Origin of the sequence: Methylobacterium nonmethylotrophicum (assembly GCF_004745635.1) — a bacterium.
GTDB lineage: Bacteria > Pseudomonadota > Alphaproteobacteria > Rhizobiales > Beijerinckiaceae > Methylobacterium > Methylobacterium nonmethylotrophicum.
Window position 1 is genome coordinate 64,732 of sequence record NZ_SRLB01000021.1, and the last position, 23,211, is coordinate 87,942.

The window sequence follows — 23,211 nt, forward strand, 5'->3', positions numbered from 1 at the left end:
GCCGACGATGCCGGCGGAGGGCTCCCGGCGAACGCGAAGCCGCGGGCGGCCGGCGCCGGCCGCCGCACGCAGGTTCGCGCTCGCGGGCGCCCCGGTTCAGGCTCCCTGCAGGCTGTAGACCGCCGCCATGGCGCCGGCCGGATAACGCAATCCGGACGCCGCGCCCGCCGGAACGGCGGCCGAGATGCGGGCGACGTCGTCCGGCGTCAGCGCGACCCGGAAGGCACCGAGGTTCTCCTCCATCCTGGCGGCGTAGCGCGTGCCCGGGATGGCCACCACGTCGTCGCCCTGCGCCAGCAGCCAGGCGAGGGTCAGCTGCGCCGGGGTGCAGCCCTTCTCGCGGGCGATCGCCTCCACCCTCGCGACGAGGCTGCGGTTGGCGGCGAAGTTCTCCTCCTGGAAGCGCGGATGCGCGGCACGCCGGCCGTCGACCTGCGAGAGGTCCTGGATGGCCCCGGTGAGGAAGCCGCGTCCCAGCGGGCTGTAGGCGACGAAGCCGATCCCGAGCGCGCGGGTGGTCGCCCGGGTCTCGTCCGCCTCCCGGCGGTAGAGCAGCGAGAACTCGGTCTGCACGGCGGTGATCGGGTGCACGGCGTGCGCCCGGCGGATCGTGTCGGGCGAGGCCTCGCTCAACCCGAGGAAGCGCACCTTTCCCTGTTCGACCAGCCGCTTCATCGCCCCGACCGTGTCCTCGATCGGCACGTTCGGGTCCACCCGATGCTGATAGTAGAGGTCGATCACCTCGACCCCGAGGCGCCGCAGCGAGGCCTCGCAGGCCTGCTGCACGTAGGCCGGCGTCCCGTTCACCCCGTTCGGCCCGGCCGGATTGCGGGTCTGGCCGAACTTGGTCGCGAGGACGACCTTGTCGCGAAGGCCCGTCAGCGCGCGGCCGAGCACCTCTTCGTTCTGCCCCCAGCCATACATGTCGGCGCTGTCGAGCAGGGTGATGCCGCGTTCGACGGATCTCCGGACGAGGTCGATCGACGCCGCCTCGTCCGCCTCCCCGTAGACGCCCGAGAGCGACATGCACCCGAGGCCGATGGCGGAGACGGAGGGGCCGGCAGTGCCGAGGCGGCGATGTGGCAGGGCAGTCATGGGCGTCTCCGGTGGCTGGTCCGGTTCAGATAGGGCATCCGCGACGCCGCCGGTGCGACATGAGCCGGGGTTCTCTCGCCGCATCCTCTCCGTCGGAGACCGGCCTCCCCTCTACGAGCGCGTCTGCCGGATGGCGTCCGCCACCTGGATCGGCCGCGGGAGCAGCCCGAGGCGCAGGAACGTGTCGGCGATGCGCTGCTGCCCGGCGACGACCTCCGGCCCGAGCGGAACGACGCCCCAGCTCTGGCGGGCGAGCGCTTTGGCCAGGATCGGCACCGGCATGCCGACCGCGGGGCTGAGCTCGCGCGCCGCCGCCTCGGTCACCCCGTTGGTCTCGCGGTCGACGACGGCGATCGCCGCCAGCACGGCGTCGATGGCCTGGGGCTGCGACTCGGTGAACGCGCGCTCGCCGACGTAGAACTGGTGGTTGGCCGCGAGCCCCGTCGCGTCCTGGAGGATGCGGGCGCCGCTCGACACCTCGACGGCCGCCAGGAACGGATCCCAGATCACCCAGGCATCGACCGAGCCGCCGTCGAACGCCGCCCGTCCGTCGGCCGGCGCCAGGAAGACCGTCTGGACGTCGGCATAGGCGAGACCGGCCTCCTCCAGGGCGCGCACGAGGAGGTAATGGACGTTCGAGCCCTTGTTGAGCGCGACCTTCCTGCCCTTCAGGTCGGCGACCGTGCGGATCGGGCTGTCCTTCTGGACGACGATCGCCTCGCTCTTCGGTGCGGGCGGCTCGTGGGCGAGATAGACCAGGGGCGCGCCCGCGCCCTGCGCGAAGATCGGCGGCGTCTCGCCGACGACGCCGACATCGACGGCCTTGGCGTTGAGCGCCTCGAGCAGCTGCGGCCCGCCCGGGAATTCCCGCCACTCGGCCCGGAACCCGAGAGGCTTGAGCGCCGCGTCGAGGCTGCCGCGCGCCTTCAGCAGCAGCATGGTGCCGTATTTCTGGTAGCCGACCCGCAGCACGCGGTCGGCCCGCGCCGGGCCGCTCGCCGCGAGCGCAGCGAGGGACGCCGTCGTGCCGGCGGCGAAGGAACGCCTGGTGAGCGTCATGACAGGAAGCCTGCGATCTCTGGAGGGAAAGGGACGATGGCAGCCATCGGCCCCAGGGCGCCGGCGCCCCGGATCCGCGGCGAGGCGATGGTCGTGATGCCGGGGCTCGCGATGCGGCGGCGGTGGGGCGTGATCCGCCAGCGGCTCACGCCGAGCGAGAAGGGACGCGCTCAGCCGATCTGGCCGTCGATGTCGAACTGCTTGGCGGCCACCAGGCTCTGCGAGGTCTGCCGATCCTCCCCGCCGGCCGCCGCGGGACATGCGGTCTCCCGACCGGCGTCGCTCCGGCTGCCGGCCGCTCCGCGCGGGGCGGCATCGCCGAGTCCGCGCCCGCCGATGCTCCTGCCCGGTGCCGCCGGATCCGGGCGTCCGGAAGCCTGGCGGGACGGCTGACGTGGCCACAGTCTCATCGTTGGTATCCCCTGCCGAGATCAGGACATTCAGAACAGCGCCTGGTTTCGAGCGCCATATCAATGATAAGATCAATATAATACGCAAGTCGATAGCTATTTATTGCTGCAAGAGGGCGAATCCGGAGGACGATCTTGTTGCCGTGCCAGCCTTCCGGGCATTGGCTTTCCGCAACGGCGCCGGCGCCCGCCGGACGCGCCGCGCTGCCCCGGCCCCGCCGTCGCGGCCGCCCCCCGCCCCGATCCGAACCGGAACCGGGAGAGCCCGCCCCGGTGAATGCTTCCGCATGCGCGTCTAGGGGACGCGCCTGGCGGGCGGGCCGAGCGGGCGCGTCGCGGAAATTCTTCTCGGTCCGCCCACCGGCGCAGTCCGCTCGTCTCCGCCGCTTCGTTCTTTAAAAAGAACAATCTCGTTGACTTGGCGAACGGCTCCAGACACCCTTGGGCCATCGGATGCGGCCCCCGACGCGCCCGTCCGATCCCCACAACCAGGAGGCTCCACCGATGGCCTTTCGGCCCCTGCATGACCGCGTGCTGCTGCGCCGCCTCGACGGCGAGGAGAAGACCAAGGGCGGCATCATCATTCCCGACACCGCCAAGGAGAAGCCGCAGGAGGGCGAGGTCGTCGCCGTCGGCCCGGGCGCCCGCGACGACCAGGGCGCGCCGACGCCCCTCGACGTGAAGGCCGGCGACCGGGTGCTGTTCGGCAAGTGGTCCGGCACCGAGGTCAAGATCGACGGCGAGGACCTGCTGATCCTCAAGGAAGCCGACATCCTCGGCGTGATCGCGGCCTGACGAAAGACCACAATCAAGAGGACGAAACTCATGGCTGCCAAGGACGTGAAATTCTCCGCCGATGCCCGCGAGCGCCTGTTGCGCGGCGTCGACATCCTGGCCGACGCGGTGAAGGTCACGCTCGGCCCCAAGGGCCGCAACGTCGTGATCGAGAAGAGCTTCGGCGCGCCCCGGATCACCAAGGACGGCGTCACCGTCGCCAAGGAGATCGAGCTGGAGGACCGCTTCGAGAATCTCGGCGCCCAGCTCCTGCGCGAGGTCGCCGCGAAGACCAACGATCTCGCGGGCGACGGCACCACCACCGCGACGGTGCTGGCCCAGGCCATCGTCAAGGAGGGCGCGAAGGCCGTCGCGGCGAACTTCAATCCCCTCGATCTCAAGCGCGGCATCGACCTCGCGGTCGCGGCGGCGGTGAAGGACGTGGCGGGGCGCGCCCGCAAGGTGACGGCATCGGATGCCATCGCGCAGGTCGGCACCATCTCGGCCAACGGCGACGCCGAAATCGGCCGGTTGATCGCCCAGGCCGTCGAGAAGGTCGGCAAGGAGGGCGTCATCACGGTCGAGGAGGCGAAGACCGCCGAGACCGAGCTCGACGTGGTCGAGGGCCTGCAATTCGACCGCGGCTACCTCTCGCCGTACTTCGTGACCAATGCCGAGAAGCTGACCGTCGAGCTCGACGACCCCTACATCCTGATCCACGAGAAGAAGCTCTCCTCGCTCCAGCCGCTGCTGCCGGTGCTCGAAGCCGTGGTGCAGTCAAGCCGGCCGCTCCTGATCATCGCGGAGGACATCGAGGGCGAGGCGCTTGCCACCCTCGTCGTCAACAAGCTGCGCGGTGGCCTGAAGGTCGCGGCCGTGAAGGCGCCGGGCTTCGGCGACCGGCGCAAGGCGATCCTCGAGGACATCGCGATCCTGACCAAGGGCCAGACGATCTCGGAGGAGCTCGGCATCAAGCTCGAGAGCGTGACGCTCGCCGAGCTCGGCCGCGCCAAGCGGGTGCGGATCGACAAGGAGAACACCACGATCGTCGACGGCGCCGGCGAGGCGTCCGAGATCGCGTCCCGCGTCGCCCAGATCAAGGCGCAGATCGAGGAGACCACCTCCGACTACGACCGCGAGAAGCTGCAGGAGCGCCTGGCGAAGCTCGCCGGCGGCGTCGCGGTGCTGCGGGTCGGCGGCGCCACCGAGGTCGAGGTGAAGGAGAGAAAGGACCGGGTCGACGATGCCCTGAACGCCACCCGCGCGGCGATCGAGGAGGGCATCGTGCCGGGGGGCGGCACGGCGCTCCTGCGGGCCCGCGGCGCCGTCGCGGCGCTCCAGGGCGGCAACCCGGACGTGACCGCCGGGATCAAGATCGTGCTCAAGGCCCTCGAGGCGCCGATCCGGCAGATCGCCGCCAATGCGGGGATCGAGGGCTCGATCGTGGTGGCGAAGGTGGGCGAGAGCGATTCCGACACCTACGGCTTCGACGCGCAAGCCGAGACCTACCTCGACCTGATCGAGGCCGGCATCGTCGACCCGGTGAAGGTGGTGCGCACCGCGCTCCAGGACGCGGCCTCGGTGGCGGGCCTCCTCGTCACCACGGAAGCCCTCGTGGCCGACCGGCCGAAGGACAAGCCCGCCCTGCCGGCGCCCGCCGGTCCGGACTTCTGACCGCCGACCCCGCGCCCCCCGGGGGGCTCCGACCCCGGGGTGCCCCGGAGGCTCCGACCCCGGGGCGCGTCCCTCCGTCCCATGCTCCAGGATCGCCATGCCGAGGCAACAGGACCCGACCGTGCCGTTCCATCCCTCCGAGCCGAGCCCCGGGCTCGTCACGGTGGCCCTCTGCGTCACGCTGATCCTCGCCGCGTTCACGTTCCTCATGCGCGCGGCCTGACGGGGTCGTGGCGATGAACCCCGTCATCGCGGTCGTCGGCGCCGGCTTCAGCGGCAGCATGGCGGCGCTCCACCTGCTGTCCGCCCTGCCCCGGCCCTGGTCGGTGCTGCTGTGCGAGAGGGCCGGGAGCTTCGGGCGCGGGCTCGCCTACGGCACCGACGCCCCCGCCCACCTGCTCAACCTGCGCGCCGCCAACATGAGCGCCTATCCGGACCAGCCGGAGCATTTCTCCGCCTGGCTCGCGGCGCTGCCGGAGGACGACCGCTCAGGAATCGTGGCGATGCCGGCCGGCACCTTCGCGCCGCGCGCGCTCTACGGCCGCTACCTCGCCGAACTCCTCACGCAAGGGGTCGTGGCCGAGGGCGCGCCGCGGCTCCACCTCGTCCACGACGCCGTCACCGACCTCGTCCCGGTGGCGGACGGCTACTCCTTGCGCACCGAGGGCGGTGCGGCCTATTCGGTCGCCGGCGCGGTGCTCGCCATGGGCAACCTCACGGGCCCGGGTGCGCCGCCCAGCCGCCACCGCCTCGACCCGTGGCGGCCGGAGGCGTTCGGCCGGCTGCACCCGGATCGGCCGGTGCTGGTCGTCGGCACCGGGCTCACCATGGTGGACGCGGTCGCGTCCTTACGCGGCCGGGGTTTTTCCGGCCGGATCGTCGCCCTGTCGCGCCGCGGCCTGGTGCCGAGCGTCCACGCGCCGACGCGGCCCTGGCCGGTGCCCGATCTCAGGGCGGACGACCTCGCCTCCCTCACCCGGCTGACCCGGCGGATCCGGGCCGAGATCGCAACGGCGCGACGAGCGGGCCGTGACTGGCGCGACGTGATCGACGCGCTTCGCCCGATCATCGGCTATCTCTGGCGCAGCCTGCCGGGGCCTGAGCGGGCGCGCTTCCTGCGCCACCTGCGGCCGTTCTGGGACGTGCACCGCCACCGAGCCGCCCCGCCCGCGGCGGCGGCGATCGCCGCCGAGATCGCGGCGGGCCGCCTCTCCGTGCGGGCCGGGCGCATCCTCGCCATCGCGGACGGGCCTGGCGGGGCTGCGGTGACGATCCGGCCCCGCCATGGCGGCGCGGACGAGACACTCGCCGCGCAGGGCATCGTCGACGCCACCGGGATCGGCCGCATCGACGAGACCGGGGACCCGCTGCTGCGCCGCCTCGTCCTGCGCGGCCTCGCGCGACCCGACGCGTTCGGTCTCGGCCTTGCGGCGGGCGACGACTACCGCCTGCGCGCCACCCGGCCGGGACGGCTCTGGACCCTTGGCCCGCTCCTGCGCGGCACGCTGTGGGAATGCGTCGCGGTGCCGGACATCCGCAGCCAGGCCGCCGAGGTCGCCGCCCTCGTCGCCACCGAGGTCGACGGCCTGCCGGCGGCCCGCCGGCAGGCGGTCTGATCCGAGTTCCGCCTGATCTGTTCGAATAAAGATAAAGCGCGTCTCCCCTCTCCCACACCTTGCAGCGATCCCGGGCTTGCCCGGGATCGCCTGGAGAGGGGATCCCGCGCTCTACTTTCACCGGATCAGATCAAGCGGACACGTGTGATCCGCCGCCGCCGATCGCCGCGACGCCCAGCCCCGCCTCTGCGCGAGGCGCGCCACCGCCGCCATCGCGCCCTCCGGACAGCGGCCCTTCCACGCGCAGCGGTACCGACGGCCCATTCGTTCTTCGAACCGGCCGCAAAAGAGAGATCGGTTTTATTGACGCGATCCACGATTCCGGTCGACTATCTGACTGAAATCGCATCGCGGGTGCAGATACAGATCAGGCATGATCGTGTCGTGGAGAGGTGACATTCGCCTCGATGCACCATGACGATCATCCAGATCGACCTGGCGCGGGCTGAATCCTTGCGGATAGCCGTGATCGTCGACGCCATCTTTCCGCCCTTCACCGTGGAGACATGCCTTGGCTGACGTCATCGTCCGATCGTCTCCCCTCGAGCCCGCCGCGCAAGTCCTCCTCGACGGGCTGGTGGCCGAGTATGACGGTCGATACGGCGCGGCGAGCCGTCCGGGCGGAGCCCGGGCCGAGATCCTGCGCTATCCCGCCGAGGCCTACCGCCCGCCCCTCGGCGACTTCCTGCTCGTGCTGCGCGACCGCGAGACCATCGCCGGCGGCGCGTTCATGAGCCACGACGACGCGACGGTGGAGCTCAAGCGCATCTGGACCCGGCCCGACCTGCGCCGACAGGGGCTCGCGAAGCGCGTCGTCCAGGCACTTGAGGAGAGCGCGGCCCGGCTCGGCTACACGCGGGCCTACCTGACGACGGGCTTTCGCCAGCCTGAGGCGACGGCGCTCTACGCCTCCCTCGGCTACCGGCCGCTCTTCGACGTCGCGGCCGACCCGCTCCTGTACCGCTCCCTGCCGTTCGAGAAAGGGCTGGCTTCGGCCGTTCATCCTGCCACGCCGGCCTATCCGCCCGCCGCGTCCTTCGAGGCGGCGACCGCCCGGGTGAACGCCGTGAAGGCGGAGCAGGAGCGGACGCTCCTCGCCCGCATCGCGGCGCACCGGGCACGCGCCGCCTGAAACCGACCCGCCGTCGCGACGCCCCGCGGGACCGCGCGCGCCGGCGGGTGCCGCCTGGAACCCATCATGACCTCCTCCCGTCCCCGCCGCCTCAAGACCCTGGTCGGTGCGCCCCCTCTCGTCGCCGCCGCGAACGACGCGGATCCGGGCGTCGGCCTGCGCCGCGCGGTCGCGCTCGCCCGCAAGGCCGAGGCCGAGCGGATCACCGGCCTGTTCACCGCCGACCTGCTGCAGATCGACCCGGCGGGCCTCGCCGGGACGGCGGGCGTGCAGGAGCCGCTGATCGCGCTGGCCGCGCTCAGCCAGGCGACCGAGCGGATCGGGCTGGTGGCGACGGTCTCGACCACCTTCCACCACCCCTTCAACCTCGCCCGGCAGCTCGCCACCCTCGACCACGTCAGCGGCGGCCGCGCGGCCTGGAACGCCGTGACCTCCTCGGTCGGCGAGGAGAATTTCGGCGAGGCGACATCCGACGGGGTCCTGCCGAGCCCCGAGGCGCGCTACGCCCGGGCTGCGGAGTTCATCGCGGTCGTCAACGCCCTGTTCGACGCGAATGCGCGCGACGCGGTCATCCGCAAGGCGTCCGGCGCGCTCGCGCTCGATCCGGCGAAGTTCCACCGCATCGACCATCGCGGCCGGCACTTCACGGTCGCAGGTCCCCTCAACGTGCCGCCGCTGGCGCAGGGCCGCCCGGTCCAGTTCCAGGCCGGGCAGTCGGAGGCGGGCGTCGCCGTCGGCGCGGCCCATGCCGAGGTGGTCTACACCTCGCAGCCGAGCTTCGAAGGCGCGGTCGCCTTCGCGGCGGACCTGCGCCGGCGCGCCGCCGCCCTCGGGCGCGGGCCCGGCCTGCCCTTCGTGATGAACTCCTTCCACTGCCTGATCGGCGAGTCCGAGGCCGATGTCGGCCGCCGGCTCGCCGAGAAGCACGCCCGCATCGACTACGACCAGGGCCGGCTCAAGCTTGCCGACATGCTGGGCGGGGATATTGACCTCTCGGGACTTCCCCTCGACGCGCCCCTGCCCGAGGCGCTGCTGCCCGAGGTGACGCGCATCAACCGCCGACGCGGTCGGGTCGAGATCTTCCGGCGCTACGCGAAGCAGGGACTGCCTCTGCGCCGGCTCATCATCGAGGCCCAGGAGACCGGGCACTGGTCGGTTGCCGGCACGCCCGATCAGCTCGCCGACGCCCTGGAGGAGCGCTACCGCGCCGGGATCCTCGACGTCGTCACCCTGCACGGCCTCGGCAACCCCGACCAGGAGGACCTGCTCGTGAACGGCCTCCTGCCGGAGCTGCGGCGGCGCGCCCTGATCGACACCGACTATGTCGGCGACGATTTCCGCTCCAACCTCGAATTGCCGCCGCTCGCGGACGCGACCGCGCGGGCGCGGATCGCCTGAGCGGCGCCCGGGAGAAGATCCTCCCGGCTGCAGCCGCCCTCGGCACAGCGCCCTGCCCTCTGGTCGATAATATTTGGAAGCGCGTTTCATTGACGAAAGGCGCCCACACGCGGAAATATCGATCTCGCAGCGCAAGACATCTCGCGTGATGGCGTGGCCATCTACTGATTATTTCCTCGGCCTGTGCCGAGACTACGTGGCGCGTCACGACACGATCGTGGCTCGGGAGAGCGAAAAGCCGACCATGATCACGCGTCACCCGTCGATCGCCGGGCTGCACCGCCCCGACCGTCCGAGTTCCCGATGACCTATCGCCTGAGCCTCCTCGACAAGAGCCCCCTCCTGCCCGGCGAGCCGGCGACCGCCGCCTTGCAGCGCACGATCGTCCTGGCGCAGGCCGCCGAGCGCCTCGGCTACGCGCGCTTCTGGGTGGCGGAGCACCACGCCAATCCGGGGCTGGCCGGCACCGCCCCCGAGGTCCTGATCGCGCATCTCGCCGCCCGCACGCAGCGCATCCGGCTCGGCTCCGGCGGCGTGCTGCTGCCGCATTACAGTCCCTACAAGGTCGCCGAGACCTTCAACCTGCTGGCCGCCCTGGCACCAAACCGGATCGACCTCGGCATCGGCAAGGCCCCGGGCGGCCTGCCCGACGCGACCCGCGCCCTGCGGCGCCGGCACGATCCGGCCGACCACGCGACCTTCGACGACCTCCTGGCCGAACTCGACCGCTATCTCGCGCCGCACGAGAGCGGATTGCGCGAAGGCACTCTGCGCGCCTTGCCGACGCCGCCCGCGGCCCCGGAGCGCTTCCTGCTGGGCGCCAGCCCCGACAGCGCCCGCACGGCCGCGGCGCTCGGCTGGCGCTTCGTCTTCGCCGGCCAGCTCAACGGCGACCCGCGGGCGATCGAGGCGAGCCTGGAGGCCTGCGCGCAGGCCGGCGCCAAGGACTCTCCCCTCCTCGCCGTGACGGCCCTCGCGGCGTTGAGCCACGAGGAGGCGCGGGCGCTCACCGATCCGCTCCAGGTGGTGCGGGTCACGCTACCCGACGGCCAGAGCGTCAATCTCGGCAGCGAGGCGCAGGCGTCGGAGTTCGCCCGGCAGGCCGGCGCCGCTTCCTACCGGACCGAGATCCGCCGGCCGCACGTGCTGTCGGGCACTGCCGACGAGATCCGGGCCGAGCTCGACCGGCTCCACGCCCGCTTCGGGGTCGAGGAGTTCGTCGTCGACACACCCCCCTCCGCGACAGGCAGGCGCCTCGCCTCCGTGACCCTGATCGCAGGCGGCGCCCCGGCGCTGGCGGCCTGATCGTTGAGAGTCCCACGATGACCCAGACCCGTCTCACCTTCGGCCTGATGCTCCAGGGCGGCGGCAGCCACATGAATGCGTGGCGCCACCCGAGCAACCCGGCCGACGCCAGCGTCAACCTCGACTTCTTCGTCGGCAACGCCCGCAAGGCGGAACAGAACGGCATCGCCTTCGCGTTCGTGGCCGACGGCCTCTACATCAACGAGAAGTCGATCCCGCACTTCCTCAATCGCTTCGAGCCGCTCACCATCCTGTCGGCATTGGCGGTGAGCACCGAAAAACTCGGCCTCGTCGGCACGGTCTCGACCTCCTACAGCGACCCCTTCACCATCGCCCGGCAATTCGCCTCGCTCGACCTGATCAGCGGCGGCCGGGCCGGCTGGAACGCCGTGACCTCGCCGCTCGAGGGCTCCGGGCGCAACTACAGCCGGCCCCATCCCGAGCACGCGCTCCGCTACGAGATCGCGCAGGAATACCTCGACGTCGTGAAGGGCCTGTGGGATTCCTGGGACGACGACGCCTTCCCGCGCGACCGGGAGACCGGCCGGTTCTTCGATCGGGACAAGCTCCACCGGCTCGACCACAAGGGGCGCTTCTTCCAGGTCGAGGGCCCGCTCAACATCCAGCGGTCGGCACAGGGCCAGCCGGTGGTCTTCCAGGCCGGCGCGTCCGAGGCCGGCATCGGGCTCGCCGGCCGGCACGCCGACGCGGTCTTCGCCAACCACCTGCCGCTGGCTGAGGCGCAGAGCCTCTACCGCAACCTCAAGGCGAGCGCCGTCGCCCATGGCCGCCGGGCCGACGACCTGAAGGTCTTCCCCGGCGCCGGCCCGATCGTCGGCCGCACCAGGGGCGAGGCTGAGGAGAAGTACCGGGCGATCCGCGACCTGATCTCGATCGACGACGCGCTCGCCTATCTCGGCCGCTTCTTCGACCATCACGACTTCTCGGCCTACCCGCTCGACGCGCCCTTCCCGGATCTCGGCGCGATCGGCCAGAACAGCTTCCGCTCGACCACCGACCGCATCAAGCGCAACGCCGCCGAGAAGCGCCAGACCCTGCGCGAGGCGGCGCTCGAGGCCGCGACCCCGCGCACCGACCTGATCGGCTCGGCCGAGGAGGTCGCCGAGACCTTGATTACCCGGGTCGAGCAGGGCGCCGCGGACGGCTTCGTGCTCGGCTTCCCCGTCATCGGCCAGGGGCTCGACGACTTCGTCGACCTCGTGATCCCGGTGCTGGAGGCGCGCGGCGTCTACGACCGCACGCTGCCGGGTGCGACCTTGCGCGACCATCTCGGCCTGCCCCGCCGCGAGAGCCGCTACGCCGCCGAGGCGGCGCCCGCGCGCCGGGTGGCCGCGCGATGACGCGTCCCTCGTCGCCAGCCCCCGCCGATCGGAGCCGCCGCATGCCAGACCTGTTCGTCTCGACCACGCCCCTCGATCCCCGGGCACAGCCCCTCTTCGACCAGCTCACCTGGGAATACGTCACCCGCTACGGGACCTATTTCGGGGGGCCGCCGGGCGCCGAGATGACCCGCTACCCGGCCGACCTGTTCGCACCTCCGCACGGCCACTTCCTGCTCCTCCTGCGCGACGGCGTGGCGATTGCCGGCGGCGCGTTCAAGCGCTTCGACGAGCGCACCGCCGAGCTGAAGCGGGTCTGGACCGACCCGTCGTTGCGTCGCCAGGGCCTGGCGCGCCGGGTCGTCGCCGAGCTCGAGGCGCAGGCGGTGCGGCAGGGCTACGCGCGCGTCTACCTGACGACGGGCTTTCGCCAGCCCGAGGCCAAGGGGCTCTATCTCAGCCTCGGCTACACGCCCCTGTTCGACCTCACCGTCGACCCCGAGACCTACGGCATCCTGCCCTTCGAGAAGGCGCTGCCGACGGCCGCGCGGGCGGGCTCCGAGCGCGACGCCGCCTGACGCGGTCCCGACCTCCTCATCCCGAGACAGCCATGCCCCTCGCCAGCAACGTCGCGGACCTGCCCGCGCCGGCCCGCGCCGCCTCCCCCGTCCGCGACTTCAGCCGCCTCAGGATCGTCCCGGCCCGGTATCCGGCCCGCACCGCCGGCACGGTCTTCGCCGGGCTCGTCATCGCGGGCGTCCTCCACTCGGTCCTGTCCAACCCGCGCTGGGGCTGGGACGTGTTCGCCGCGTGGTTCTTCGCCGAGCCGGTGCTGGTCGGGCTCGGGCGCACCCTGCTGCTGACGGCGCTGGGCACGGTCCTCGGCTTCCTGTTCGGCACGCTGCTCGCGCTCGCCCGGGTCTCCGGCTCGCCGCTGCTCTCGGGCCTGGCCTGGGGCTACGTCTGGCTCTTCCGCTCGATCCCCTTGATCGTGCTGCTCCTGATCCTCAACAACCTCGGGTACCTCTACGACACGATCTGGCTCGGGGTGCCCTTCACCGGCATCACCCTCGCCTCCTGGCAGACGACGCAACTCATCACGCCGTTCCTCGCCGCCGTGCTCGGGCTGACCCTCAACGCCTCGGCCTTCTCCTGCGAGATCGTGCGCGGCGGCATCCTGGCGGTCGACCAGGGCCAGCACGAGGCGGCCGCGGCGCTCGGGCTGCCGCGGCGCCGGCAGGTCTCGCGCATCGTCCTGCCGCAGGCGATGCGGACCATCCTGCCGACCGCCTTCAACGAGGTCATCAGCATCGCCAAGGGCACCTCGCAGGTCTACATCCTGGCCCTGCCCGAGCTGTTCTACACGATCCAGGTCATCTACCGGCGCAACCTCGAGGTCATCCCGCTCCTGATGGTGGCGACCGTCTGGTACCTGGTGATCCTGAGCGTCCTGTCCTTCGTCCAGCGCCACGTCGAGCGCTACTACGCCCGCGGCGCGCTGCGGAACCCGCCGCCCTCGCTGATCGGCACGGCCCTCACGCGGTGGCGCGGGGCGGGCGCCCGCGCCCCGTCGGCGGTCCCGGCTATCTCCGCGCCCGCCGTCCTGCCGGTGCGCAGCGGCGGCGAGATCCGCATCGCGAACGTCTCGAAGAGCTTCGGCCCGCTCACGGTGCTCGACGACGTCAGCCTTTCCTTACGCGCAGGCAGCGTGACCGCGATCATCGGCCAGTCCGGCTCCGGCAAGTCGACCCTCCTGCGGGCGATCAACCATCTCGAGCGGGTCGATGCCGGCTTCATCGCCATCGACGGCGAGCTGATCGGCTACCGCCAGGACGGCGACACGCTCTACGAGCTGAAGGAGACCGACATCCTCGCCCGCCGCGTCGACGTCGGCATGGTGTTTCAGAGCTTCAACCTGTTTCCGCACCTCACGGTCATCGAGAACATCGTCGAGGCGCCGATGACCGTGCGCGGCCTGCCCAGGGCGCAGGCCCTGGCCGAGGCGCGGGAGCTGCTCGCCCGGGTCGGCCTCGCCGACAAGGCCGAATCCTATCCGCGCCAGCTCTCCGGCGGGCAGCAGCAGCGCGTCGCCATCGCCCGGGCGCTGGCCTTGCGGCCCAAGGTGCTGCTGTTCGACGAGCCGACCTCCGCCCTCGACCCCGAGCTCGTCGGCGAGGTGCTCGACGTGATCAAGGAGCTTAGCCTCTCCGGCACCACCCTGGTGATCGTCACCCACGAGATCGGCTTTGCCCGCGAGGTCGCCGACCAAGTGGTGTTCATGGAGGGCGGCCGGATCCTTGAGCAGGGCCCGCCCGCCCGCGTGCTCGCCGCGCCCGACCATCCCCGCACCCGCGAATTCCTCGCCAAGGTGCTCTGATCCCCCACCCTGCAAGCCCCCCAATCTGCAAGGACCTCGTCCCGTGCCGACCCGTCGCGATTCGCTCGCCCTCCTGGCCGCCGCCTCGACCGCCCTCTTCTCCGGCCGCGCGCTCTCGCAAGGAATCGACCTCTCCCCCGAGCAGCCCGGCCGCGTCCGCGCGGCGCGCGACGAGGAGGCGATCCGGCTGATCGCCAAGGACGCGCGGTTCGCCCGGGAGGGCGTGTTCACGGTGGCCAACAATGCCGGGCGCTTTCCCTTCGGGGGCTACGCCAGCGACACCAAGACGGTGATCGGGGCCGAGCCCGACATCGCCCAGCTCGTCGCCGACGCGCTCGGCCGCCGCCTCGAGATCGTCCCGACCTCCTGGGCCGACTGGCCCCTCGGGGTCACCTCGGGCAAGTTCGACGCGGTGATCTCGAACGTCACGGTCACCGAGCAGCGCAAGGAGAAGTTCGACTTCTCGACCTACCGCAAGGACCTGCTCGGCTTCTACGTCAAGAAGACCAACCCGCTCGTCATCCGCGAGCCGAAGGACGTGGCCGGGCTCAAGATCATCGTCTCCTCCGGCACCAACCAGGAGCAGATCCTGCTGCGCTGGAACGACCAGTACGTGAAGGCCGGCCTGAAACCCATCGAGGTGCAGTATTACGACGACGACGTGGTGCTCTACCTCGCCCTCGAGTCAGGCCGCGCCGACGCCTATCTCGGCCCGAACGCGCTGCTGAGCTTCAAGGCGGCGCAGGAAGGCAAGACCCGGCTCGCCGGCAACTTCAGCGGCGGCTGGCCGGTCCTGGCCGAGATCGCCGTGACGACCCGCAAGGGCGCGGGACTGGCCGACGCCATCACCCGGGCGATCAACACCCAGATCCGCAACGGCAACTACGCCAAGGCGCTGGCGCGCTGGAACCTCTCGGCCGAGGCGATCGAGGAGTCGCGCACCAACCCGCCCGGCCTGCCGCGGGCGTGAGACGAGCTCGCCACAAGAATTGAAGATGCCGCGTGAATAATCGGAAACAAGACATGGCGCGGGATCCCCTCTCCCGTGTGGGAGAGGGGTAGGGGTGAGGAGGGTGGCTCGGTTGCCGCAATGACCCTGAACCGTCGATCTGCGCAGCTCAGCGTTCACAGTTCAATCCTGAAGCCGAGCCACCCTCACCCCCAGCCCCTCTCCCACACGGGAGAGGGGGGACTCCCACCTTAATCTTTCCCTCTTTGAGGCTGCGGCAACGCGAGACTTGTGATGATCGATCGACGACTGATCCTCTCATTCCTCGTTGGCGCGCTCTGCGCCGGCCAGGCCCTGCCCGCCTCGGCGCAGAGCACCCCCTTCGACCTCGGCCCCGAGCAGCCCGGCCGGGTCCGCGCCGAGGCCGACCCGGCGGCGATCGCCCGGATTCCGAAGGGGTTCCGGTTCGTCGAACCGGGAACCCTCACGGTGGCGATCACCCCGGGCGGGCCGCCGCTCGGCACCTACGCGACAGATGCGAAAACCGTCGTCGGCGCCGATCCCGACTTCGCCCAGCTCGTCGCCGACAGCCTCGGCCTCAAGCTCGCCCTCGTGCCGGTCGCCTGGGCCGACTGGCCGCTCGGCCTCGCCTCGGGCCGCTACGACGCGGTGATCTCGAATGTCGGCGTGACCGAGCAGCGCAAGGAGAAGTTCGACTTCTCGACCTACCGGCAGGGTCTGCACGGCTTCTTCGTGCGCGCCGACAGCAGGATCGACCATATCCGCGAGCCCAAGGACGCGGCGGGGCTGACGATCAGCGTCGGCGGCGGCACCAACCAGGAGCGCATCCTGGTGGAGTGGAGCCGGCAGAACGTCGCGGCGGGCCTCAAGCCCATCGACCTGCAGCTCTTCGACGACGAGGCCGCGCGCCTCGTCTCCTTACGCTCCGGCCGCGCCGACGCGGTCGTGCAGCCCCACGCCCAGCTGGTCTTCGTGGCGGCGCGCGACCGCGACATCAGGCGGGTCGGCACGCTCAGCGCCGGCTGGCCGCTCACATCCGACGTGGCGATCGCGACGCGCAAAGGCAGCGGCCTCGTCGACGCGCTGACGCAGGCGACCAACGACCTGATCGCCGACGGCCGGTACCGCCGGATGCTCGCGCGCTGGGGCCTGGAGGAGGAGGCGCTGCCGCGCTCCGAGACCAACCCGCCCGGCCTGCCGAAGTTTTGAGGCGATGGCGCCCCTCGCGATCCCGCGCCTCGCCTTCCTGGTCCCGGGCAACTACGACGACGCGGACCCGCGCGCCGGGCTCGACGAGACCCTCGCCCTCTTCGCCGAGGGCGAGGCCCTCGGCTACGACGGCGCCTGGGTGCGCCAGCGCCACCTCGAGCCCGGGATCTCCTCGGCGGCGACGTTCCTGGCCGCCGCCACGCAGCGCACGCGGCGCATCGGGCTCGGCGTCGCGGTGATCCAGATGGGCTACGAGAATCCGTTCCGGCTGGCCGAGGACCTCTCCCTCGTCGACGTGCTGTCCGGGGGCCGGCTCGAGGTCGGCCTCAGCGCCGGACCGCCGCCGCACGGGCGCCTCCTCGGCGCGCGCTTCCACGACGGCGATCCGGACGCGGTCGACACCTCGCACGACCGGGTCGGGCGGCTTGCCGCCAACCTCGACGGCGGCTGGATCGGCGCGCCGGACGCCCGCATCACCTCGGCCGCCGGCAGCCACCGGCCCCGCCTGCGCCCTTACGCGCCGGGCCTGCGCCGGCGGCTGTGGTACGGCGCCGGATCCCTGCGCTCGGTGCGCTGGGCGGCCGAGAACGGCGTCCACCTCCTCGTCGGCAACATCAACACGGCCGAGGAATCGGACGACTTCCTGGAGGTGCAGGCGCGCCACGTCGCGGCCTTCCGGGCGCATTGGCGCGGCGAAGGCACGCCCCGGATCGCGGTCGGCCGGGTGATTTTGCCCCTCGACGGGGCCGATCCCGCGACGCGCGAGCGCTACCGGGCCTTCGCCGCAGGCCGCCATGCCCGCACCCTCGCCCCGCAGGGCGAGCGCCGCACCCTGTTCGCGCCCGACCTCGTCGGCACCGCGGCCGAGCTGGTCGAGCGGCTGCGGGCGGACCCGATCCTGCCCTTCGCCGACACCCTGCGGCTGGAGCTGCCCTACAACTTCGCCGCCGCCGAGTACCGCCAGATCCTCGCGGACGTCGCGGCCCGCGTCGCGCCCGCGCTCGGCTGGAGGGCGGCGTGACCCTGACGGCGGCGGGGTGCATCGCCGTCACGATGACCGGGTGACCGCAGGAAGACGACCATGGACGCACAGGACCGTTTCGGCGCCCTGATCGGCGACATGCCGCTCCTCGAACTCAGGCGCTTCGGCGAGCGGCGGAACCTGCGGGCCCGCATCTTCGCCAAGGTCGAGGCCCTGAACCCGGCCGGCAGCATCAAGGACCGCACCGCCTGGGGCATCGTCCGCGCCGCCGAGGCCGAGGGACGTCTGGTGCCGGGGCAGCTCCTCGTCGACCTCACCAGCGGCAATACGGGCATCGGCCTCGCGGCGCTCGCCGCCGCCCGGGGCTACCGGGCGAAGTTCTACCTGCGCGCCTCGACCAGCACCGAGAAGGTCGCGCTGATCCACCGCTACGGCGCCGAGACCGTGCCGATCGACGATGCGGAGTTCCTGGCGCCCGGCGGCGTCGACGCGATCATCGCCCGCGTGCGGTCGGAGAACCCGGACGCATTCTACACCGACCAGCGCGCCGACCCGGCCAATCCCCGCATCCACCACGACACGACCGGCCCCGAGATCTGGCGCGACACCGACGGCGCGGTCGACGTCCTGGTCGCGGCGGTCGGCACCGGCGGCACGATCTCGGGCACCGGCCGCTTCCTCAAGGCGCGCAAGCCGGGCCTGCGGGTCGCGGCGGTCGAGCCGGGGCCCGATTCGGTCCCGACGCCCGAGCGGCCGCAGGTCGACACCGTCGAGGGCGTGCACCGGGTCACCGGCGTGGAGCCCCGCCTGCTGCCGGCGAACTTCGACGCCGGCGTCGTCGACGCGTTCATCCCCTGCGAGACCCGCGAGGCGCGGGCGGTGGCCCGGGCGCTCGCGCGCGAGGAGGGCCTGTTCGCGGGGCCGTCCTCCGGCGCGGTCCTGCACGCCGCCGCCGTGCTCGCCGGGCGACCGGAGCATGCCGGCCAGACGATCGTGGCGATCGTCGCCGACAGCGGCGAGCGCTATCTCTCGCAGGACGACGCGATCGCGCGGCCAAGGGGCGGCCCGGGCCCGGCCTGAGCGGGGCGGACCGCCTGATCCGCCACCGCAGGATATCCCCGGGCCTCGGACCGCGTGTCCCCCTTACTCGTTGTCGCCCTGGATCGCCGCGATGACCGCGTCGGTGACCTGGCGGGTCGTCGCCTTGCCGCCGAGGTCGGGGGTGTGCAGGCCCGGATCCGCGGTCACCCGCTCCACGGCGCGCATCAGCCGGTCCGCCGCCGGCGTCTCGCCGAGGTGCTCCAGCATCTGGCAGGCGGTCCAGAACGTCGCGACCGGGTTGGCGATGCCCTTGCCCGCGATGTCGAAGGCCGAGCCGTGGATCGGCTCGAACATCGACGGGAACTTGCGCTCGGGGTTGATGTTCGCGGTCGGCGCGATGCCGAGCGAGCCGGCGAGCGCCGCGGCCAGGTCCGACAGGATGTCGGCGTGGAGGTTCGTCGCCACGATGGTGTCGAGGGTCTCGGGCTTGATCACCATGCGCATCGTCATGGCGTCGACCAGCATCTTGTCCCAGGTCACGTCCGGGAATTCCTGAGCCACCTCGGCGGCGATCTCGTCCCACATCACCATGGCGTGGCGCTGGGCGTTCGACTTCGTCACGACGGTGAGCAGCTTGCGCGGGCGGCCCTGCGCCAGCCGGAACGCGTAGCGGATGATGCGGGCGACGCCGGTGCGGGTCATCATCGAGACGTCGGTGGCGACCTCCTCCGGGTGGCCCTGGTGGACGCGGCCCCCGACGCCCGCGTACTCGCCCTCCGAGTTCTCGCGCACGATCACCCAGTCGAGCTCGGGGCCCGAGACGTGGCGCAGCGGGCTGGTGATGCCCGGCAGGATCCGGGTCGGGCGGACATTGGCGTACTGGTCGAAGGGCTGGCAGATCGCGAGCCGCAGGCCCCACAGGCTGATGTGGTCCGGCACGTCCGGCGCGCCGACCGCCCCGAAGAAGATCGCGTCGTGGTGCCGGATCTGCTCGCGGCCATCCGCCGGCATCATCACGCCGTGCGTCTTGTAGTAGTCCGAGCCCCAGTCGAAGTGGTCGAACCGGAACCGGAACGTGCCCGTCTTCTCGGCGAGCGCGTTCAGCACCTCGATGCCGGCGGCGATGACCTCGATGCCGATGCCGTCGGCCGGAATGGCGGCGATCCTGTAGGTCTTGGTCATGACGGGTCTCCGGATGCGATGAGGGAGAGCAAAGGACCGGGAGGTCAGTGGGCGGCGACGCCGGCCGTCCCGGTGCGCCGCCCGGCGCGGGCGACGATCAGCGTGACGACCGCCGAGAGGAGGAGCAGCCCGGCGACGAAGACGAGACCGCCGGTGAAGCTGCCGGTCCGGTCCTTGATCCAGCCGATCGCCCAGGGCCCGACGAAGCCGCCGAGATTGCCGATCGCGTTGATGGTGGCGATGCCCACCGCCGCGGCCGAGCCGGACAGGAACATCGTCGGCATCGCCCAGAGCGGCGGCTTCGCCGCGCTGATGCCGATATTGACCAGGCTGAGCGCGGCGACCACCGCCACGGTCGAGGCCGCGCCGCCGGCGAGCAGCAGGCCCAGGGAGGCGACGAGGCAGGCGATCGCGACGTGCCAGGTGCGCTCGCCGGTCCCGTCCGAGTGCCGCGCCCACAGGATCATCGCGACGACGGCGAGCGTCGGCGGCACGCCGTTGAGGAAGCCGACCGCCATCGTGGAGAGGCCGAAGCCCTTGATGATCTGGGGCGCCCAGATGCCCAGGGTGTAGAGGCCGGCCGAGGTGCCGAAATAGACCAGAGCCAGCGCCAGGACGCGCAGGTCCGACAGGCCCGCCACGATGCCGTGCCGGGCGGTCGCCGTCCTGCCGGCGCGCTCCCGGGTCATCTCGGCGACGAGCCAGGCGCGCTGGTCGTCGGCGAGCCACTGCGCCATCTCGGGCCGGTCGGTCATGTAGACCAGCACGACGAGGCCGAGCACGACGGCCGGGGCCGCCTCGATGAGGAACATCCACTGCCAGCCGTGCAGGCCGAGGATGCCGTCCATCCCGAGCAGCGCGCTCGAGATCGGCGAGCCGAGCACCACCGAGATCGGGGCCGCCGCCATGAACAGCGAGACGACGCCGGCGCGGTAGCGGGCCGGGAACCAGTAGCCCAGGTAGAGGATGATGCCCGGGAAGAAGCCGGCCTCCGCCGCGCCGAGCAGGAAGCGCAGGGCATAGAAGCTGTACTCGCCCTTCACGAAGGCGAAGGCGCCCGAGATGATGCCCCAGGTGATCATCACCCGGGCGATCCACAGCCGGGCGCCGACCTTGTCGAGGATGATGTTCGACGGCACCTCGAACAGGAAGTAGCCGAAGAAGAAGATGCCGGCGCCGAAGCCGAAGACGGCCGAGGAGAAGCCGAGATCCTTGTTCATCGTCAGCGCCGCGAAGCCGATGTTCACGCGGTCGATGAAGGCGATGAAGTAGAGCAGGCAGATGAAGGGGACCAGGCGCCATGCGACGCGGCGCATGGTGGCCTGCTCGAGCGAGCGGTCCATCGTTTCCTCCTGGTGAGCCGCCTGCACCGCGCGCCAGCTATCGTGCCAACTTCCATGCAAGCTCGCATGCGGTATGTCATCACGGCGGAGGGCCGTCAACCGTTCCGTTGCAACTTGCATGGAAGCTGGTAATCCGGATGCGGATGGGAGGCGGGGGCGAGAGAGATGGCGCGGGCGAAACCGGCACGACCAGACGCCGGCGAGCGGCGTCCCTCGCTCGTCGACGACGCCTACGCGGCCATGAAGCTGGCGATCCGGAACTCGGATTTCGCGCCCGGCTACCAGGCCTCCGAGCAGGAGATCGCGCTCCGGCTCGGCATGAGCCGCACGCCGGTGCACGAGGCGGCGATCCGGCTGCAGGAGGATGGGCTGGTGCGGGTGCTGCCGCGGCGCGGCATCCTGATCTGTGCGATCGCGCCGGAGGACATGCGCGAGATCTACGACGTGATCATCGCGCTGGAGGGGCAGGCGGCCGAGCGGGTCGCCGGGCTGCCGGAGCCGGAGCGGCTGCGGGCCGCCGACGCGCTCGCGGCGCATGCCGAAGCGATGGCCGCCGCGCAGGCCGCCGGCGACCTCCCGGCCTGGGGGCTCGCCGACGAGGGCTTCCACCGGACCCTGGTGGAAGAAGCCGGCAACGGGCGCCTGATCCGGATCATGCAGACCATCAACGACCAGTCGCACCGCGCCAGGATGCTGACGCTGAGGCTGCGCCGGGAACTCGACGCCTCCGTGACCGAGCACCGCCGCATCATCGACGCCATCCGGGAGGCGGACGGGCCCGGCGCACACCGGCACGCCCGCGAGCACCGGATCCGTGCGCGCGACACCCTGCTGCCGCTGCTGAACGATTTCGGCCTCAGGCACCTGTAGGGGCGGGGCGCACGCGGCCGGTCGGTCCAGGCCGGCACGCCGCGGCGACCCGGTCGAGGGCGTGCGCGGCATGGCCGAGGCGCCGCTGCGGGACGGAGGGCCGGGCGCGTGGCCGCGGATCCGCCCTCGCAGGCGCATGCCGGTCCCGATCGCCGGCGAGGAAGCCCACCCGGACGGGTTCCCTCGCCGGGCCTTCCCTTTCTCAGTCGATGACCTCGACGATCCGCCGGGTGCGGGGCTCGACCAGGACGGGACGCTCGTTGACCACGGTGTACCGGTAGCCCGGCCTCACCTGGTACTCGCTCGGGACGTCGTAGTAGGTGACGCCGTCTTCCGGCAGGGTCGCGCCGACGGCCAGGCGGCCATCATAGGTGTAGGACCGGACGCCCCGCTCGCGGACGTAGCTGCGGAAGCGCGGGCGGTCGTCGACGCCCAGGATGCCGCCGACGGTGCCGGTCGCGGCGCCGACGGCGCCGCCGACGACCGCACCGACCGGTCCGGCCGCGGCCGCACCCGTCTCGGCCCCCTCCTGGGCGCCGCGGATCGTGCCCTGGGCCTGCGCGGCCAGCGGCAGACCGAGCAGCGCGGCGGTCAGGCTCGCGAGAAGAAGCTTGCTCGTCATCGAATCCATCCTTCCGTCAGGCTGCCGGCGATGATCGCCCGGCGCTCAGTTGCAACCTTCCTTGTGGACGGTCTTGGAGTTGCCCATGCCGTCCTCCTTGTGGACGGTCTTGGAGCCGCAATCGACGCTGCCGGTCGTGACCTCGCGGTGCTCGACGACCCCTTCGCGGCGCTCGACCGAGACGGCAGGACCGCTGTCGCGGCGGATCACCGTCGTGTCCTGGGCCATCGCGCCTCCCGAGAGACCCGAGAGGGCGGCGGCGGCGATAGCGATTGCCAGGATGGTACGCATGTCGTGATGCCTCCAGATGGAAGTTTCATGTGCAGTTCGGAGATTGAAATGCACATCATCGCGCCCGGTTCCACATAATTTTTTCAGTACCGAAGAACATGTCTGAGGTAATGCGGAAATATATATGTAAGATCTTGTGGTCGGTCGCGCACCCGGATCGCTCCGGCGCGCGGACACGCCCGGACCATCGGATTCATCAGTCCGGCACGCCGGATGCGCAGGAACGATGATCCCCGCGAAACGGTTGCACATCGGGCTTCCTACGCGGGAGCGTCAGGCTCCCGACACGGGAGACACGCGCTCGGGCGTGCGGTCGCGGGCCCGTGACGGCCGCCCGGCGGGTTCGCGGACGAAGTGACACCGGATATCCGGGACGGGCCGCCTGTGCTGGCGGCCACCACCGAACGCGAGGCCGCGGTGATGGCGGACTCCGTGATGAGACGCCTCATGATATCCTGGCGCCTTCGCATCCGGGCGCCGGCTTATGCCGAGGTGTGCAGGCTGTGAATTGCGAGAGTCTT

At 71.6% G+C, this 23,211-nt stretch carries 22 protein-coding genes; 15 read left to right on the plus strand and 7 right to left on the minus strand.

Annotation, left to right across the window (positions count from 1 at the left end; genetic code table 11):
* Positions 1 to 96: 96 nt before the first annotated feature.
* From EU555_RS24725 to EU555_RS24735, 3 genes are all read right to left on the minus strand, one after another.
* Positions 97 to 1,086 carry an aldo/keto reductase gene (locus tag EU555_RS24725; protein ID WP_135417930.1) on the minus strand — a complete coding sequence of 330 codons (990 nt, stop codon included), beginning with the start codon at positions 1,084 to 1,086 and terminating at the stop codon, positions 97 to 99.
* A gap of 120 nt (positions 1,087 to 1,206) precedes the next feature.
* Entirely contained in the window at positions 1,207 to 2,154 is a 948-nt protein-coding gene (locus tag EU555_RS24730) for a sulfonate ABC transporter substrate-binding protein (RefSeq protein WP_135417879.1), read from the minus strand.
* A gap of 170 nt (positions 2,155 to 2,324) precedes the next feature.
* Positions 2,325 to 2,564, minus strand: a complete 240-nt coding sequence (locus tag EU555_RS24735; RefSeq protein WP_135417880.1) for a hypothetical protein — start codon at positions 2,562 to 2,564, stop codon at positions 2,325 to 2,327.
* Between the two features lie 504 nt (positions 2,565 to 3,068).
* Between EU555_RS24735 and groES the strand changes: the two genes are divergently transcribed.
* From groES to EU555_RS24800, 14 genes are all read left to right on the plus strand, one after another.
* Positions 3,069 to 3,359, plus strand: a complete 291-nt coding sequence (gene groES / locus EU555_RS24740) for a co-chaperone GroES (RefSeq protein ID WP_135417881.1) — start codon at positions 3,069 to 3,071, stop codon at positions 3,357 to 3,359.
* A gap of 30 nt (positions 3,360 to 3,389) precedes the next feature.
* Positions 3,390 to 5,012 (plus strand): chaperonin GroEL, encoded by a 1,623-nt coding sequence (groL, locus tag EU555_RS24745; RefSeq protein ID WP_135417882.1) that lies wholly within the window; start codon positions 3,390 to 3,392, stop codon positions 5,010 to 5,012.
* A gap of 97 nt (positions 5,013 to 5,109) precedes the next feature.
* Positions 5,110 to 5,235: a hypothetical protein gene (locus EU555_RS37510; RefSeq protein WP_281041307.1), complete on the plus strand. Its 126-nt coding sequence runs from the start codon at positions 5,110 to 5,112 to the stop codon at positions 5,233 to 5,235.
* Between the two features lie 13 nt (positions 5,236 to 5,248).
* Entirely contained in the window at positions 5,249 to 6,628 is a 1,380-nt protein-coding gene (locus EU555_RS24750; protein ID WP_135417883.1) for an FAD/NAD(P)-binding protein, read from the plus strand.
* A 511-nt stretch (positions 6,629 to 7,139) separates the two neighbouring features.
* Positions 7,140 to 7,760, plus strand: a complete 621-nt coding sequence (locus EU555_RS24755) for a GNAT family N-acetyltransferase (protein ID WP_135417884.1) — start codon at positions 7,140 to 7,142, stop codon at positions 7,758 to 7,760.
* Between the two features lie 66 nt (positions 7,761 to 7,826).
* Complete coding sequence (locus tag EU555_RS24760) at positions 7,827 to 9,158, plus strand: NtaA/DmoA family FMN-dependent monooxygenase (protein ID WP_135417885.1); 1,332 nt, start codon at positions 7,827 to 7,829, stop codon at positions 9,156 to 9,158.
* Positions 9,159 to 9,461: 303 nt separating this feature from the next.
* The gene (locus EU555_RS24765; RefSeq protein ID WP_135417886.1) at positions 9,462 to 10,463 is read left to right on the plus strand and encodes an MsnO8 family LLM class oxidoreductase; all 1,002 of its coding nucleotides are present in this window, start codon (positions 9,462 to 9,464) and stop codon (positions 10,461 to 10,463) included.
* Between the two features lie 17 nt (positions 10,464 to 10,480).
* Complete coding sequence (locus EU555_RS24770) at positions 10,481 to 11,824, plus strand: LLM class flavin-dependent oxidoreductase (RefSeq protein WP_135417887.1); 1,344 nt, start codon at positions 10,481 to 10,483, stop codon at positions 11,822 to 11,824.
* A gap of 41 nt (positions 11,825 to 11,865) precedes the next feature.
* Positions 11,866 to 12,381 carry a GNAT family N-acetyltransferase gene (locus EU555_RS24775; RefSeq protein WP_135417888.1) on the plus strand — a complete coding sequence of 172 codons (516 nt, stop codon included), beginning with the start codon at positions 11,866 to 11,868 and terminating at the stop codon, positions 12,379 to 12,381.
* A gap of 32 nt (positions 12,382 to 12,413) precedes the next feature.
* The gene (locus EU555_RS37515) at positions 12,414 to 14,180 is read left to right on the plus strand and encodes an amino acid ABC transporter permease/ATP-binding protein (RefSeq protein WP_135417889.1); all 1,767 of its coding nucleotides are present in this window, start codon (positions 12,414 to 12,416) and stop codon (positions 14,178 to 14,180) included.
* Between the two features lie 43 nt (positions 14,181 to 14,223).
* A complete protein-coding gene (locus EU555_RS24785; protein ID WP_135417890.1) occupies positions 14,224 to 15,150 on the plus strand; it encodes an ABC transporter substrate-binding protein in 927 nt (308 codons plus the stop codon).
* A gap of 273 nt (positions 15,151 to 15,423) precedes the next feature.
* The gene (locus tag EU555_RS24790) at positions 15,424 to 16,359 is read left to right on the plus strand and encodes an ABC transporter substrate-binding protein (protein WP_135417891.1); all 936 of its coding nucleotides are present in this window, start codon (positions 15,424 to 15,426) and stop codon (positions 16,357 to 16,359) included.
* Positions 16,360 to 16,363: 4 nt separating this feature from the next.
* Positions 16,364 to 17,380, plus strand: a complete 1,017-nt coding sequence (locus tag EU555_RS24795; RefSeq protein ID WP_135417892.1) for an LLM class flavin-dependent oxidoreductase — start codon at positions 16,364 to 16,366, stop codon at positions 17,378 to 17,380.
* Between the two features lie 60 nt (positions 17,381 to 17,440).
* Entirely contained in the window at positions 17,441 to 18,421 is a 981-nt protein-coding gene (locus EU555_RS24800; protein ID WP_135417893.1) for a PLP-dependent cysteine synthase family protein, read from the plus strand.
* 63 nt (positions 18,422 to 18,484) lie between these two features.
* On the opposite strand, the gene EU555_RS24805 is transcribed toward EU555_RS24800, so the two are convergent.
* Positions 18,485 to 19,564 carry a tartrate dehydrogenase gene (locus EU555_RS24805; protein ID WP_135417894.1) on the minus strand — a complete coding sequence of 360 codons (1,080 nt, stop codon included), beginning with the start codon at positions 19,562 to 19,564 and terminating at the stop codon, positions 18,485 to 18,487.
* Positions 19,565 to 19,608: 44 nt separating this feature from the next.
* Complete coding sequence (locus tag EU555_RS24810; protein WP_135417895.1) at positions 19,609 to 20,907, minus strand: MFS transporter; 1,299 nt, start codon at positions 20,905 to 20,907, stop codon at positions 19,609 to 19,611.
* Positions 20,908 to 21,072: 165 nt separating this feature from the next.
* Here EU555_RS24810 and EU555_RS24815 point away from each other — a divergent pair, with 165 nt between their 5' ends.
* Positions 21,073 to 21,777, plus strand: coding sequence for a GntR family transcriptional regulator (locus tag EU555_RS24815; RefSeq protein ID WP_135417896.1), 705 nt, complete (start codon positions 21,073 to 21,075; stop codon positions 21,775 to 21,777).
* Between the two features lie 202 nt (positions 21,778 to 21,979).
* Here the strand turns inward: EU555_RS24815 and EU555_RS24820 are convergent, their stop codons facing one another.
* Both EU555_RS24820 and EU555_RS24825 read right to left on the minus strand, forming a co-directional pair.
* Positions 21,980 to 22,399, minus strand: coding sequence for a DUF1236 domain-containing protein (locus EU555_RS24820; protein ID WP_135417897.1), 420 nt, complete (start codon positions 22,397 to 22,399; stop codon positions 21,980 to 21,982).
* A 45-nt stretch (positions 22,400 to 22,444) separates the two neighbouring features.
* Complete coding sequence (locus EU555_RS24825) at positions 22,445 to 22,690, minus strand: hypothetical protein (protein ID WP_135417898.1); 246 nt, start codon at positions 22,688 to 22,690, stop codon at positions 22,445 to 22,447.
* Between the last annotated feature and the right edge of the window lie 521 nt (positions 22,691 to 23,211).

Excerpts from the sequence above, each read along its gene's own strand:
- EU555_RS24730 (WP_135417879.1), bottom strand. The coding sequence starts at position 2,154 with ATGACGCTCACCAGGCGTTCCTTCGCCGCCGGCACGACGGCGTCCCTC.
- EU555_RS24735 (WP_135417880.1), bottom strand. The coding sequence starts at position 2,564 with ATGAGACTGTGGCCACGTCAGCCGTCCCGCCAGGCTTCCGGACGCCCG.
- groES (WP_135417881.1), top strand. The coding sequence starts at position 3,069 with ATGGCCTTTCGGCCCCTGCATGACCGCGTGCTGCTGCGCCGCCTCGAC.
- groL (WP_135417882.1), top strand. The coding sequence starts at position 3,390 with ATGGCTGCCAAGGACGTGAAATTCTCCGCCGATGCCCGCGAGCGCCTG.
- EU555_RS37510 (WP_281041307.1), top strand. The coding sequence starts at position 5,110 with ATGCCGAGGCAACAGGACCCGACCGTGCCGTTCCATCCCTCCGAGCCG.
- EU555_RS24750 (WP_135417883.1), top strand. The coding sequence starts at position 5,249 with ATGAACCCCGTCATCGCGGTCGTCGGCGCCGGCTTCAGCGGCAGCATG.
- EU555_RS24760 (WP_135417885.1), top strand. The coding sequence starts at position 7,827 with ATGACCTCCTCCCGTCCCCGCCGCCTCAAGACCCTGGTCGGTGCGCCC.
- EU555_RS24765 (WP_135417886.1), top strand. The coding sequence starts at position 9,462 with ATGACCTATCGCCTGAGCCTCCTCGACAAGAGCCCCCTCCTGCCCGGC.
- EU555_RS24770 (WP_135417887.1), top strand. The coding sequence starts at position 10,481 with ATGACCCAGACCCGTCTCACCTTCGGCCTGATGCTCCAGGGCGGCGGC.
- EU555_RS24775 (WP_135417888.1), top strand. The coding sequence starts at position 11,866 with ATGCCAGACCTGTTCGTCTCGACCACGCCCCTCGATCCCCGGGCACAG.
- EU555_RS37515 (WP_135417889.1), top strand. The coding sequence starts at position 12,414 with ATGCCCCTCGCCAGCAACGTCGCGGACCTGCCCGCGCCGGCCCGCGCC.
- EU555_RS24790 (WP_135417891.1), top strand. The coding sequence starts at position 15,424 with ATGATCGATCGACGACTGATCCTCTCATTCCTCGTTGGCGCGCTCTGC.
- EU555_RS24795 (WP_135417892.1), top strand. The coding sequence starts at position 16,364 with ATGGCGCCCCTCGCGATCCCGCGCCTCGCCTTCCTGGTCCCGGGCAAC.
- EU555_RS24800 (WP_135417893.1), top strand. The coding sequence starts at position 17,441 with ATGGACGCACAGGACCGTTTCGGCGCCCTGATCGGCGACATGCCGCTC.
- EU555_RS24805 (WP_135417894.1), bottom strand. The coding sequence starts at position 19,564 with ATGACCAAGACCTACAGGATCGCCGCCATTCCGGCCGACGGCATCGGC.
- EU555_RS24810 (WP_135417895.1), bottom strand. The coding sequence starts at position 20,907 with ATGGACCGCTCGCTCGAGCAGGCCACCATGCGCCGCGTCGCATGGCGC.
- EU555_RS24815 (WP_135417896.1), top strand. The coding sequence starts at position 21,073 with ATGGCGCGGGCGAAACCGGCACGACCAGACGCCGGCGAGCGGCGTCCC.
- EU555_RS24820 (WP_135417897.1), bottom strand. The coding sequence starts at position 22,399 with ATGACGAGCAAGCTTCTTCTCGCGAGCCTGACCGCCGCGCTGCTCGGT.
- EU555_RS24825 (WP_135417898.1), bottom strand. The coding sequence starts at position 22,690 with ATGCGTACCATCCTGGCAATCGCTATCGCCGCCGCCGCCCTCTCGGGT.